The organism is Rhodanobacter caeni, assembly GCF_039523575.1.
Taxonomy (GTDB): Bacteria; Pseudomonadota; Gammaproteobacteria; order Xanthomonadales; family Rhodanobacteraceae; genus Rhodanobacter; species Rhodanobacter caeni.
Window position 1 is genome coordinate 330,466 of the sequence record NZ_BAAAFO010000004.1, and the last position, 13,538, is coordinate 344,003.

11 protein-coding genes are annotated in these 13,538 nt (G+C 68.6%); 6 read left to right on the forward strand and 5 right to left on the reverse strand.

Translation table 11 applies throughout. The features are described 5' to 3' along the window. Positions 1-19: 19 nt before the first annotated feature. Entirely contained in the window at positions 20-928 is a 909-nt protein-coding gene (locus ABD017_RS14215) for a cation diffusion facilitator family transporter (RefSeq protein WP_343883428.1), read from the reverse strand. 66 nt (positions 929-994) lie between these two features. On the opposite strand from ABD017_RS14215, the gene ABD017_RS14220 reads away from it, so the two are divergent. Together ABD017_RS14220 and ABD017_RS14225 are read left to right on the forward strand one after the other, a co-directional pair. Further along, a complete protein-coding gene (locus ABD017_RS14220) occupies positions 995-1,723 on the forward strand; it encodes a helix-turn-helix domain-containing protein (protein ID WP_343883429.1) in 729 nt (242 codons plus the stop codon). Between the two features lie 70 nt (positions 1,724-1,793). Then, positions 1,794-2,198, forward strand: a complete 405-nt coding sequence (locus ABD017_RS14225; protein WP_343883430.1) for a VOC family protein — start codon at positions 1,794-1,796, stop codon at positions 2,196-2,198. A gap of 78 nt (positions 2,199-2,276) precedes the next feature. Here the strand turns inward: ABD017_RS14225 and ABD017_RS14230 are convergent, their stop codons facing one another. Together ABD017_RS14230 and ABD017_RS14235 are read right to left on the reverse strand one after the other, a co-directional pair. Continuing rightward, positions 2,277-2,786, reverse strand: coding sequence for a Slp family lipoprotein (locus tag ABD017_RS14230; RefSeq protein ID WP_343883431.1), 510 nt, complete (start codon positions 2,784-2,786; stop codon positions 2,277-2,279). A gap of 83 nt (positions 2,787-2,869) precedes the next feature. Further along, positions 2,870-3,790: a 23S rRNA (adenine(2030)-N(6))-methyltransferase RlmJ gene (locus tag ABD017_RS14235; protein WP_343883432.1), complete on the reverse strand. Its 921-nt coding sequence runs from the start codon at positions 3,788-3,790 to the stop codon at positions 2,870-2,872. Positions 3,791-3,940: 150 nt separating this feature from the next. On the opposite strand from ABD017_RS14235, the gene ABD017_RS14240 reads away from it, so the two are divergent. The 4 genes from ABD017_RS14240 (at position 3,941) to ABD017_RS14255 (ending at position 10,180) form a co-directional block, all read left to right on the forward strand. Beyond that, the gene (locus ABD017_RS14240; protein ID WP_343883433.1) at positions 3,941-4,327 is read left to right on the forward strand and encodes a hypothetical protein; all 387 of its coding nucleotides are present in this window, start codon (positions 3,941-3,943) and stop codon (positions 4,325-4,327) included. A 94-nt stretch (positions 4,328-4,421) separates the two neighbouring features. Then, the gene (locus ABD017_RS14245; RefSeq protein ID WP_343883434.1) at positions 4,422-6,161 is read left to right on the forward strand and encodes a copper resistance system multicopper oxidase; all 1,740 of its coding nucleotides are present in this window, start codon (positions 4,422-4,424) and stop codon (positions 6,159-6,161) included. Then, positions 6,158-7,123, forward strand: a complete 966-nt coding sequence (locus tag ABD017_RS14250) for a copper resistance protein B (protein ID WP_343883435.1) — start codon at positions 6,158-6,160, stop codon at positions 7,121-7,123. Before ABD017_RS14245 ends, ABD017_RS14250 begins: the two co-directional genes overlap by 4 nt. Positions 7,124-7,246: 123 nt before the next feature. Beyond that, positions 7,247-10,180 (forward strand): ligand-binding sensor domain-containing diguanylate cyclase, encoded by a 2,934-nt coding sequence (locus tag ABD017_RS14255; protein WP_343883436.1) that lies wholly within the window; start codon positions 7,247-7,249, stop codon positions 10,178-10,180. A gap of 21 nt (positions 10,181-10,201) precedes the next feature. On the opposite strand, the gene ABD017_RS14260 is transcribed toward ABD017_RS14255, so the two are convergent. Both ABD017_RS14260 and ABD017_RS14265 read right to left on the reverse strand, forming a co-directional pair. After that, positions 10,202-11,131 (reverse strand): EamA family transporter, encoded by a 930-nt coding sequence (locus tag ABD017_RS14260; protein ID WP_343883437.1) that lies wholly within the window; start codon positions 11,129-11,131, stop codon positions 10,202-10,204. A gap of 141 nt (positions 11,132-11,272) precedes the next feature. Beyond that, complete coding sequence (locus ABD017_RS14265; protein WP_343883438.1) at positions 11,273-13,432, reverse strand: AsmA family protein; 2,160 nt, start codon at positions 13,430-13,432, stop codon at positions 11,273-11,275. Positions 13,433-13,538: the final 106 nt, after the last annotated feature.

The following is a 13,538-nucleotide window of genomic DNA, read 5'->3' on the forward strand; positions in this document are numbered from 1 at the left end:
GCCGCTCAGCCGTTACCGATCAATCGGCGCTGTCCGGCTCGAAAAAGCTCCACCGCACATCGCCGAACTCCGCTTTCATCGCCGCCTCGACGGTGTTGATCGCCGCGATCATTTGCTGGCTGCCGGCGGTGGGGTGCATCCGCGCCTTCACCGCCACCATCACGTCCGGGCCCATCTGCAGGGTGATCAGGTTCAGCACCTCGGCCACCTCCGGGCGCTGGCGCAGGAAGCCCAGCAACTCCTCGCGGCGACGCGGCTCCATGCCCTGGCCGATCAGCAGCGCCTTGACCTCGATAGCCACCAGCACCGCCACCACGATCAGCAGCACGCCGATGGCGATGGTGCCGGCCGCGTCGAACATCAGGTTGCCGGTGAGCATGGTGGCGCCCACGGCGAGCGCGGCCAGGCACAGGCCGACCAGGGCGGCCAGGTCTTCGCCGAAGATCACCAGCAGTTCGCTGGAGCGGGTCTGGCGGAACCAGGTCCACAGGTGCTGGTCGCCGCGGGCCTTGTTCACCTCCTGCAGGCAGCCGCGCATCGAGAGGCCCTCGGCGACGATGCCGAAACCCAGCACGCCCAGGGCAAGCCACGGCCATTTCAGCGGCTCGGGATGGGTGAGCTTGTGCGCGCCCTCGTAGATCGAGAACATGCCGCCCACGCTGAAAAGCAGGATCGCCACCAGGAACGACCAGAAGTACAGCGCGCGCCCCCAGCCCAGCGGAAACTCGTCGGTCGCGGGCCGCCTGGCCTGGCGCATGCCCAGCAGCAACAGGCCCTGGTTGCCGCAATCGGCGAGCGAGTGCACGGCTTCGGCCATCATCGCGCCGGAGCCGGTGACGAAGGCGGCGACCAGCTTGGCCACGAAGATGGCGAAGTTGGCACCCAGCGCGAGAAAGATCGCCTTGCGCGAATTGGCGTGGCCGGACATGGGGACATCCCTGGAGAAAGGCGAAAGTGTAAACGGCATCGGCGGCGGGCGTGGCAAGATGCGGTGATGACGTATCGGGAATGCCTGCCATCGCCGCCGCTGCGTGGCCTGGTCGCCGCCTACTGGGGCATCGACGACGATGCCGCCGCGCCCGCGCTGCGGCGCATCCTGCCCGATGGCTGCGCCGACCTGATCTGCGATTTCTCCGGCGTCGCGCCGCGCATGCGCTGGGTGGGCACGATGACGCATGCGATCGAGGTGGCCGGCGGCGCACGGCAACGCTTGTTCGGCATCCGCTTTGCGCCCGGTGGGTTGTATCCGCTGTTGGGCGCGCCGTTGTCGCTGTTCACCGATGGCAGCGCCGGCATCGATGAACTGCCCGCTCGGGTATGGCGCCCGCCGTTGCAGGCCTGGTGCGATGACGATGGTTTCGCCGCACGCTGCCATCGTGCCGACGCCAGCCTGCTGGCGATCCTGCCGCAGCTGGCGGGCACGGCGACAACACCCCTGCTGCGCTGGCTGCAGGGCGCGCCGGCCGTGCCGCCGTCCGCCTCGGCGCTGGCCGACGAGCTGGGACTGGGCATGCGGACGTTGCAGCGGCGTTTCATGGATCACTTGGGCGTCAGCCCGCGCCAACACCTGCGCTGGTTGCGCTTCGAGCGGGCGCGGCAGTTGCTGGTGAATGGCGGCGGACGCGCGGTGGAGGTGGCGCTGGCTGCGGGCTACAGCGACCAGGCGCATTTCGTGCGCGAGTTCCGCCGTTTTGCCGGCGTCACCCCCGGGCGCTACCGCTGACGCAATCGTTCAATCGCGCGGTGCCGGTGTAGGGCATGCTGGCGCCCCCACACTCCAGGAGACAGGCACCATGGCACTACCGGTTTGCCGCAAGGCCACGCCCGTTCTTTTCGTCGAAACCCTCGCGCCCAGCCTCGCCTTCTGGCGCGACCGGCTGGGCTTCGCGATAACCACCGAGGTGCCGGGTGAGGACGGGCCGGCGTTCGCGATCCTCGCCGGCAACGGCATCGAGCTGATGCTGCAGACCACCGCCTCGCTGGCCGCCGACCCGCACGCGGCGGCGATGGACTGGCGCGGCGATCGCAGCAGCCTGTTCATCGAGGTGGACGACATCGACGCGCTGGCTGCCGCATTGGACGGTTGCGAGGTGGTGGCGCCACGGCACGACACGTTCTATGGCGCCACCGAGATCGCCTACCGCGAACCGGGCGGACATTTCGTCACCTTCGCGGCGTTTGAAGGCCGGGATGCGTGAGCAGGAAGTGGCGGCTCGCAAGCGTGCCGCAGCGTGCGGCTTCCGCTCAGGCGAATCCCGGATTCCCGATCCCGGTTTTCAACGTATCCCCACGCCCAACCCCACGCCGAAATGCACGTTGTTGTGGCCCTTGCGCATTTCCTCGGCGGTCCAGACGTGCGACTGCGTGGTGCTGACCAGCGGAAAGACATACGGCGCCTCGCCCACCTTGCCGCTGCGGGTGCCGTTGAGCGTGCCGCTGACGGTCATCAACGCGCCCGAGGGGTAGTTCAGCGGTTCGGCATAGCCGGGCGTGACGGCGATGAAGCGGCCGCTGCCGGTGTCATTGGCCTTGGGCCGCTGCGATGAATCCAGCGGATAGGCCAGCACCTCGATCTCGCTGTGGTCGGCGAAGTTGTTCACGTTGACCACGCGGCCGCCCCAGATCACCGCGTTGCCGTTGTAGCGCTCGGGCGACTGCGCTACCTGCGCGGGCGTGGCGGCGACGGCGTTGGTGGTGGTCTTGTAGATCGGCGCGGGTGCGCAGGCAGCGAGCACCAGCGTCAGCAGCGGGGCGGAAAACAGCAAGGAGCGGGCAGCGATACGCATGGTCGAACTCCTGTGGCGATACGGCGTGGGCTTCGCGAACAACGTTACGGTGCAAGGTGTGGCGGAAATGTGTGGCACGGCGCTCAGCGCGGGCGTGGCGGGCGCTCGCGGACGGACAGGCGCGAGGCAGGCAGCGGGCTGGGCGCGGGCGGTTCGGCGCCTTCCTGCAGGATCCAGTCCAGCCGCGTCTGCGCCGGCTTGTCCTGGGTCAGCAGCTCGCCCAACGCACGCAGCGGTTCGCGCAGCACGTCGTCCAGGTTCCAGGGCGCGTTGAGGATGGCCATGCCCGAGCCGTTGAGGCGCAGCGGGGAGTCGTCCGGGTGCACCAGCAATTCCACCCGCAGCACGCGGCGCGCGCCGATGCGCTGCAGGCCGCGCAGGAACGGCTGCACCTGGCTGCGCAGCTTGATCGGGTACCACACCGCATAGATGCCGGTGGGCCAGCGCTGCAGCGCGGTCTTCAGCGCCTGCTCGATCGTCTTGTACTCGGCCTCCTGCGCCTCGTACGGCGGATCGATCAGCACCAGGCCGCGCTTTTCCTTCGGCGGCAGCAGGGCCTTCAACGCCTCGTAGCCATCGCGCTGATGCACGTGCATGCGCGGGTCGCGATGCAGCAGCTGGCGCAGCCGGGCCGCTTCCTCGGCATGCAGTTCGCACAGTTGGGCGCTGTCGTTCGGGCGCAGCAGGCGGGCGACCTGCAATGGCGAGCCGGGGTAGAACTTCAGCCCGCCCTCGTTGCCTTCGCCCGACAGGATGCCGGCGCGCCAGCGCTGCAGCAGCGCGGGTACCTTTTCCGCCGGGTGCAGCCGCGCGATGCCGTCCTTGTGCTCACCGGTCTTGCGCGCCTCGACGCCCTCCAGCGGGTAATTGCCGCTGCCGGCGTGGGTATCGATGTAGCAGAACGGGGCGGGCTTGGCCTGCAGCGACTCGATCAGCGCCTGCAGCACGGTGTGCTTCAGGACATCGGCGAAGTTGCCGGCGTGATAGGCGTGGCGGTAGTTCATGGGGGCGCACGGCGGGCGGGGGAGATCCAGTATAGAGGGGATGGGCGATGCCCCTTGGCGGGAAATGCTGGAGGCGGCTCCACAGTTGAGGTCGGCCGGCAAAGCACCTAGCCTGCGCGAATGCATCGCACGTCACGCCAGTTTGCTCGTTTGCCGCACCTCCGGGTGCTGGCGTTGCTGGCGTGGCTGATGGTGGTGCTGGCGCCGGTTCATGGTGCGGCGGGCGGGGTGACGGGCGATGCCCGGAACATGGGCCGGACATCATCGGTGATGCCGATGGCCGATCACGCTGCGCATGACATGTCGGCGATGACGGCCGGCTGCTGTACCGGGCAGGCCCCGCACGGCCACGACATGGGTGGCGATTGTCCTTGCGCCGTGACCTGCGCCAGCGTGCTGCCGATACTGGCGCTGGCTGTGCCCGCCGTGCCATCCATGCATGCCATGACGGTTCCGCGACATGGCGCGATGGCGCCCGACGTCGTCCGTTCGCCACCGCTGCGACCTCCCTTGCTGCAGACACCCCGACTGACCTGATCCGTCGCACGCCCCGGCGCCTTGCCGGCAGCGTCGTGTGACGGCGGCCATGACGGTTCCGGCCACGCCGGAGTCTGTTGTCTGGAGTTGCATCATGAAACCTGTCGATCTTTCGGCGGCGTTGCCGTCGAACCTGTCGCGCCGCCGCTTCGTGCAGGGCCTCGCCCTGGGCGGTGCGCTTGCCGGCGTGGAGTTGTTGCGTGCGTCGCCGGTGTGGGGGCTGACCGGCGCGGGCCAACCCAACGTGCCCCACGGCACCGATTTCGCGCTCGACATCATGGAGGCGCCGGTGAACTACACCGGCGCGGTGCGTACCGCCATCACCGTCAACGGCAGCGTGCCCGGGCCGGTGCTGCGCATGAAGCAGGGTTCCACCGTTACCCTGCGCGTCACCAACCGCTTGCGCGTGCCCACCTCGATCCACTGGCACGGCATCGTGCTGCCATTCGGGATGGATGGCGTGCCCGGCATCAGCTTTCCCGGCATCGCGCCGGGCGAGACGTTCGTGTACCGCTTCACCCTGCGGCAGTCGGGTACGTACTGGTATCACTCGCACTCGGGCTTCCAGGAACAGGTGGGGCTTTACGGCGCCATGGTGATCGAACCCGAAGGGCCGCCGCGCCACCCGACCGAACGCGACTACGTGGTGATGCTCAACGACTGGACCGACGAAGATCCCGGACACATCTACGCCACGCTGAAGAAACAGGGCGACTACTACAACACCGCCCGGCCCACCGTCGCCGATTTCCTGCGCGATGCGCGCCGCGAGGGCATGGACCAGGCGCTGGCGCGGCGGCGCATGTGGAACCGGATGCGGATGAGTCCCACCGATCTGGGCGACGTCACCGGATCCACCTATACCTACCTGATGAACGGCACCCCGCCGGCCGGCAATTGGACCGGGCTGTTCCGCCCCGGCGAGAAGGTCCGCCTGCGCTTCATCAACGGCTCGGCCATGACCATCTTCGACGTGCGCATCCCGGGCCTGAAGATGACCGTGGTCGCCGCCGATGGGCAGGAGGTGGAGCCGGTATCGGTGGACGAATTCCGCATCGCGGTGGCCGAGACCTACGACGTGATCGTCCAGCCCGAGGAGGAACGCGCCTACACCGTATTCGCGCAGTCGATCGACCGCGGCGGCTACGCGCGCGGCACGCTGGCGCCGCGCGCGGGCATGCAGGCCGAGGTGCCGGCGCCGGATGCGCGCGCGTGGCTGGACATGCAGGACATGATGGGCGACGCGCACGCGTCAGGCCACGGCCACGGCATGGATCACGGCGCCATGGCCGGCATGGCGATGGGCGCGGCACCCGCCGTGCATCACGCGCGCACCGAGTACGGCCACGGCGTGGACATGCGCGTGGATACCCCGCGCACCAATCTCGACGACCCCGGCGTGGGCCTGCGCGGCAACGGCCGCCGCGTGCTGACCTATGCCGACCTGCGTACCGTCGGCGGCCCCGTCGACGCGCGCGAACCCGGCCGCGAGGTCGAGCTGCACCTCACCGGCAGCATGGAGCGCTACATGTGGTCGTTCGACGGGGTGAAGTTTTCCGATGCCAAGCCCATCCACTTCAACACCGGCGAGCGGCTGCGTATCGTGCTGGTCAACGACACCATGATGAATCACCCGGTCCACCTGCACGGCATGTGGAGCGACCTGGAAACGCCCGACGGCCAGTTCCAGGTGCGCAAGCACACCGTCAACGTGCAGCCGGCGCAGCGCATCAGCTACGCGGTCACCGCCGATGCGCCGGGCCGCTGGGCCTACCACTGCCACATGCTCTACCACATGGAGGCGGGCATGATGCGCGAGGTGGTGGTGTCATGACCCCGTCCATCGATCGTTCAATCGAATCCCTTTCGCGTCGCCTGCTGGCGGTCAGCCTGCTGCTGGCGTTGCCGCTGCCGGCGACGGCGACGGCGCAAAGCACCGATGCACCGGCGGCGTCACCGGCGAACACCGTGGATCACCGTGCCATGCACGGCATGCCGGAGGATGCGGCGCCGGCGATGACGCACGCCATGGATCACGGTGCGATGGATCACGCGGCCAAGCCCATGTCGCATGCGCATGGCACGGACGCACGCGCCGGAACGCGCAGCCCGGACTATTCCGATGGCATCGGTCACAGCGACATGCCGGGCATGCACATGCTCGACAACCCGCCGCTGGCGATGCTGCGCGTCGATCAGCTGGAAGCAACGCACGGCCGCCATGTCAATGGCCAGGCCTGGGCCGTGCAGGGCTGGTACGGCAATGACGACGACAAGCTGTGGCTGCGCAGCGAGGGCGAGCGTCAGCGTGGCCGGACCGAGCACGCCCGGGTCGAGCTGCTGTGGAACCACGCCGTCGCCCCGTTCTGGGACATCCAGCTTGGTCTGCGCCAGGATCTTGGCGAAGGCCCGCCGCGGCAATGGGCCGCGTTCGGCATCCAGGGGTTGGCGCTGTACGGGTTCGAGCTGGAGGCCACCGCCTATGCGGGGCCGTCGGGCCGTACCGCCGCACGCCTGCACGTCGAGTACGAGCTGCTGTTCACCCAGCGGCTAGTCCTGCAGCCGGTGTTCGAAGTGAGCCTGCATGGTCGCAACGACGTGGCGGCGCGCACCGGGCGCGGCCTCTCCGACACCCGGCTGGGCTTGCGCCTGCGCTACGAGATCCGGCGGGAGTTCGCGCCGTATGTCGGTGTGGTGTGGACGCATCGCTACGGCGCCAGCGCCGACTACGCGCGGCGGGACGACGAGCCGGCCGCGGATCGCCAGCTCGTGGCCGGTGTGCGGTTCTGGTTCTGAACCTCGCCCGGATGTCGCCGGGCAGCGCCTCGACGCCTTCGGCGGGCCACGGCCGCCGCATGGCATGTTACGTGCTTGTTCCATGTGTCCGCGGTCTCCCGGCCGGAACGAAAGAGGTCCCTGATGAGGTTGTCCTGGCGCTGTCCATGGCTGGCGATGGTCGTGCTGCTGCTGCTGCTGTTGTCGGCGGGCCTGCCGCTGCGCGCGCAGCAGTATTCGTTGCAGACCTACGACCGCAAGGCCGGGCTGGAAAGCCTGAGCATCACGGCGCTGCTGCAGGATCGGCGTGGCTTCGTGTGGGCCGGTACCGAAATGGGCCTGTACCGGTTCGACGGCAACAGTTTCGAACGGATGGGGGTCGCGCAGGGCTTCGACAAGGGCGAATACGTCACCACCCTGGCGCAGGACACCCGCCACGATCTGCTGTGGGTGGCGACCCAGTCGGGCTTGCGACGCGGCGACGGCCGGCATTTCGCCAGGGTCGAGCTGCACGGCCGGCCGCTGGTGGTCGATGTTGGACGCCCGTTGGTCATGCTGGATGACGGCCGCCTGCTGCTGGTGCGCAACGACGCGCTGATGGTGCTTTCGGGCGGTGGCCAAGGGAAGGACGGCCAGGGGCAGCCCTGGCAGTTGCGACCGATGTTCGACGAGGCGCAGCTGGCGGCACTGCCGGCCTTGCGGCGCATCACCACGGTCTACCTGGCGCGGGACCGGCTGTGGCTGGGCTGCGGCACGGCGATGTGCAGCCTCGATGCCTCCGGCCGCGGCCGCGTCCTGCTGCATGGGCCGGCGCAGGGCGTGCCCGCCGACGAATGGCTGGGCGTGCTGCTGGACCGGGCCGGCAACCTGTGGCTGCGCGGCACGCGGCACGTCAGCGTGCGGCTGGGCGGGGCGACGCGTTTCACCGCGCGCGACCTGCCCGAGGAGGCTACCGGCGTGGTCAAGGATGACGGCCGTTTCGTCGAGGATCGCCAGGGCCGCGTACTCACCACCATCAACCAGGGGCTCGCCCGCTGGAGCGGCGCGGGCTGGACGCTGATCGACAGCCGCAACGGGCTTCCCGACATCAACATCAACGCCATGATGTTCGACGCCCAGGGAAGCCTCTGGCTGGGCACTTACGGGCGCGGTATCGCGCGCTGGGCCGGCTACGGCATGGTCGAGGGCTGGGCGGCGGCCCAGGGCATGGCCGGCCTGCCGAACTGGTCGATCCTGCGCATCGACGCCACCGGCATGTGGTTCGGCAACGAACTGGGCGGCAGCGTGCTGCAGGACGGGCGCACCCGGCTGGAGCCCTGGCCGGTGCGTGCCGATCCCCTGCCACGACAGGCCGGCACGCTGGCCAAGGCCGCCGACGGCGCCATCTGGATCGGCCTGTACGACCGTCGGCTGCTGCGTTTCGACCCGGCCAGCGGTCGCACCCGGCTCATGGCGCGGCTGCCCGCCTTCATCAAGGTGCTGCATTTCGACCGTCAGCAGCGTCTGTGGATCGCCACCGTCAACGGCATCTACCGCCTCGATGACGGCGACGCGACCGTGCAGCGGGTGGCAGCGGCACAGACTACCGATCGCCAGTGCTCGGACATCGCCGAGGGCGACGACGGCACGTTGTGGTTTGCCTGCAACGACGGCGTGCTGCGTCATGCCGAGGGGCAGTGGACCCGCATGCAAACCGGCGGCAAGGCCCCGGTGTCCGGCTTCAGCGCGGTGGCGGTGGATGCCGATGGCGGCCTGTGGCTGGGCGCCAACGAGCCGGGCGTCTGGTATGCGTCGCTGCATGGCGCGCAACTGCAGCTTGCCCCGGTGGTGGACGCGTGGCTGGACAACACGCTGGCGTATTTCGTCCGGCGCGATCGCCGCGGCTGGATCTGGGTGGGCGGTGGCGGCGGCGTGGACATTTTCGACGGCCGGCGCTGGACCCACCTTTCGCGCGACGACGGCCTGCTGTGGGACGAGACCAACCAGAACGCGTTCTTCGAGGACACCGACGGATCGGTATGGATCGGTTCGCCCATCGGCGTGAGCCACATCCTGCATCCGCAGGAGATGGTGGCGCGCTACCAGCACACCGTCGTGGTGACCTCGGTGATGCGCGGCGCCGAACCGGTGCCGGCGGGCGGCGAGGTGGACGCAAACGGCAACGCCGCCCCGCTCACCGTGCGCTACGCCGTGCTGGGCGGGCCCGCCGGCAGCAACCCGCGTTTCCGCTACCGGTTGAACGGGTCGGACTGGGTCGACACGCGGTCGCACGTCATCAACTTCACCGGCCTGCCCTCGGGCGATTACCGGCTGGAAATCCAGGCGCTCGACGACGACCAGCGGACGGTTTCGCCGCCCACCTATCTCGACTTCCGGATACCGCGGCCGTGGTGGCAAACGGGATGGGCGTACGTGTTGGAAGCGCTGCTGCTGGCGCTGCTGCTGGCGGCCATCTGGCGCTGGTATTCGCGCCGGTTGCTGCGCCAGAACCGGCAGCTCGAAGCGTTGGTGAGCGGGCGTACGGCCGAGCTCACCGAAGAGAAGCGCGAGCTCGAGCGAACGCGCGCCGAGCTCTACCAGCAGGCCACCCACGACAGCCTGACCGGGCTGCACAATCGCCGGGCCATCCTCGAACAGCTCGCCGCCCGGCTGGAATCGCCGGCACGGCGCGCCGGGCTGGCGGTGGGGCTTGTCGACGCCGATCACTTCAAGCGCGTCAACGACACCTTCGGCCACCAGGCTGGCGACGCCGCCTTGCTGACGATCGCCCAGCGCCTCCAATCGCAATTGCGTGACGGCGACCAGGTGGGCCGCTACGGCGGCGAGGAGTTGCTGGTGGTGCTGCCCAACATCAGCCGCCAGGCGGCGATCGAGCGCATGGCCACCATCCAGTCGGTGGTGAGTGCCAAGCCGCATCGTTGGGGTACGCAGCACTTCACGGTGACCTTGAGCATCGGCATGGTCTGGATCGGCGACGAGCCGGCGTCCGTCGAGGATGTGATCCGCCGCGCCGACACCGCGCTGTACCAGGCCAAGCATCGTGGCCGCGATCGCGTGGCGGAGTTCACTGCCGGCTGATGCGCTGGTACGGCCGTACGGTCAATCCACCATGCCGTGATGCTCGGTGGTGGCCAGCAACTCCGGCTGTCGGGTGGCGCGCTGGCGCCGGTGCAGCAGCGGGTGCACGAACACGGCCGCGAGAATCACCACCACGCCCGCATAGAACCCGGTGTCCAGCTCGCGCTGCTCGCCCAGCAGCACGATCGCCAGCACGATCGCGTAGACTGGCTCCAGGTTGGTCACCATCTGCGTGCCGAACGCGCTCATGTGCCGCAGCGCCACCAGCGCCAGCGCGAACGGCAGCAAGGTGCAGCCGAACGCCAGCGCCAGTAGCAACAGCGCGTCTTGCAGGCCGGGCAGCACGAACGCCGGCCCGGCATGCGGCAGCAGCGGCGCCAGCACGGTGAGAAACGCGGCGCCGGTACCCAGTTCGATGAAGGTCACCGTGAGCGGATCGCCATGGTCCACCAGCCGCTTGTTGAACGAGCCGAACAAGGCCACGAACAGCGCCGACAGCACGCCCACCACCAGCCCGAGCCGCATCTCGTGCGGCACGCCGCCCACCACCAGCGCCACGCCCGGCACCACCGCCACGCCGATCAGCAGCTCGCGCGGGTCGAACTTCCGCCGCGCGAGCCACGGTTCGAGGAACGCCAGAAACACCGGCCCCAGCGCAATGCAGGTGGCGCCCACCGAGGCGTTGGACAGCTTGATCGCGGCGTAGAACGTGAGCCAGTGCAGCGACACAAGCACGCCGATGCCGGCGTACGCCCAGCGCAATCGCGCCGGCATCGCGCGCAAGCCGCGCCATACCCGCGGCATCGCCAGCAACGCGGCCGAAACCAGCAGCATCCGCCACCACACCAGCGACAGCGCACCCAGCGTGATCAGCTTGCCCAGGATGGCGGTGAAACCCCACAAAACCACGCAGAAATGGATCTGCAACTGCGCGCGGCTGACGGCTTGCATGAGGATATCGCCCAAAGAGGTGGCGGCATTCTAGCGCCTGATCCGTCGGGTTGGCGGCCTTTGTAGGAGCGACTTCAGTCGCGATGCTTCTGCTTTGTGGCCCCATAGCGAGAGCATCGCGACTGAAGTCGCTCCTACAGGTCAATGCGGTTTGGCGGCCTTCTTTTTCGAGGGCATCATCTCGCCGGACTGGCGAAGCTGGCCGAGCACCGCGCGACAGGTGTTCTCGCCTTCCTCGTCGTGGCTGGGTGCAATCAGCGCGAGCAGGGCGGCGGCCGGTGCCGCCACCACGCCCAGCGCCACCGCGCCGGCACCGCGCGCCAGCAATGGCCCCGCCTGCACGCCCACGTTCGGGTTTTTCAGCGTGCCCCTGACGTACAGCGGCGAGCGCAGCGACAGGATGCGGAAGCCCTTGGTTTGCGGTTTCACGTCCAGGTCCAGTTGCTCGGTGGCGAAGTTCACCGTGCCGTCCACCGTGATCACCGCATCGCTGGTATCGAACACGAACAGCCGCATGTCGAACACGCCGTCCTTTGCCGCCATGTCGGTGGCGGCGCAGTTGATCTGCACCGTCTTGTCGCCAAACAGCTTGCCGATGATGATGTTGCCCACGTTGAGGCCAGCGGTTTCCAGCAGGTTCTTGCTGATCGCGCCATCGTTCATCAGCAGCTTCAGCTCGCCATCGGCGCTGCCCAGCAAGGCGGCCACCGAATTGCCGTGCGCTTTCAGTGCGGCGTCGCCATTGATCTCGCCGAAGCTGGTACGCATCGGCTCGAAGGTGGGAAACAGCTGTTTCAGCTTCAGGTGGCGCGCATTGAGATCGATCGCGCCCTGCATCGGCGATCGGCTGCCATCGAGCATCAGCGTGCTGCCCACGCTGCCGCCGGCCAGGCTGAAGCGCAGCGGGTCGAGCCGCAGCAGGCCATCGTTCAACCGCAGGTGCGTGCTCAGCGTATCGATCGGCAGGCTCTCGCCGTGCACGATGCGATCGGCGCTGAACTTCACGTCGGCGTCCATCGCGCGCCAGCGATCGGTGCGGAACGGTTCCACCGGCAGCAGCTTGTCCGCCGGTTGCGCGGTGGCCTCGCCGCGGCGCTGTTTGGATGCGCTCGAATCGGCACCGACCAGCGGCGCCAGGTCGGCGAACTGCAGCAGTCTGGAATGAAGAGCGCCGCTGAGCTTGGGCCGCTCGCCGCCGGTGACGAAAAGCAGGTTGCCGGCCAGGTCGCTGCCGCCCACGCGGCCGCGGAAATCCTCGTAGCGGTAGCGGCTGTCGCCCTTCTTCAATGTGGCCTTCAGGTGGCCCTCGGTGGCGTAGGGCGGTGTGTCGGGCAGGGTGATGCCGGTGAGCGGATAGAGCTTGGCCATGCTGGTGCCGGAGAACCACAACCGCACGTCGAGCGCGCCCAGGTGGATCGGGTCGGTCAGCGTGCCCACCAGCGCGATATGGCTGTCGCCTATGTGGGCGTCGGCCTGCAGCGGGAACGGCTCATCCGCGTCCTGCAACGCCAGCACGCCGCCGGTCTTGCCGTGGCCCTTGACCGGATTGCCCTGGTAGGTGCCCGAGGCTGTCCAGTCGAACAGGTAAGCAGTGGAGGCGCGCGGCTGGCCGATCGTCTTGTCCGCATCCTTGTCGCCCGCGGTGGCCAGTGTTTTCTTCGCCGCGGCCCCGACGGTCTTGCCGGCCTGGTCGCGTGCCGCGGTGGATTGCTGGGCCACGATCTGGTCGTACGGGATCGGGCCCCGCAGGGGTTCGACCGTCACTTTCAGCGTGATCGCGCTGGGCGCATCGTCCAGCGTCGCGTTGCCGCGGTCGAAGCCGATCGTGCCCAGGTTCAACCGCCACGCCGATGGCGTGCTGCTCCTGGGCCGGGTGAAATCCCAAGTGGCACGTCCTTGCTTGTCGCGCTGCAGGTCCACGGTCGGTTGCACGAGTTGCAGCCAGGGCACATCGATGCGATGGGCCAGCAGCGGCAGCGGCGACAGGCGGAAGCGCAAGGCCTGCAAGCTGGCAAATTGCGGCTGCTTCGCCCAGCCCGGGTTGGCGATGGTGATGTCGCGCGCGGTGAACTCCGGCCACGGCACCCACGCGGCGATCCCGCCACCATCGCGCTGGCGCTTCCAGTCCACGGTGAGATCGCCATTGATGGCAAACGGCCGCCCGATCGCCTGGCTCACCTTGTCGTTGATGAAGGGCTTCAGCCGGTTCCAGTCGAACAGCGCGATCACGACGACCAGCACCACAACCAGCGCCAGCAGCACGCCCACGATCCAGGCCACGATTTTCCGGCTGCGCGTCATCGCCCTCTCCGTTTGCCGGCCGCTGACGGTGTGCCACGGCCTGCCCAGGTCAACGAATAGCGTGGGCCGTGAAAAAATTGCGTGGTGAAGGAGCCGTCGGACTCAG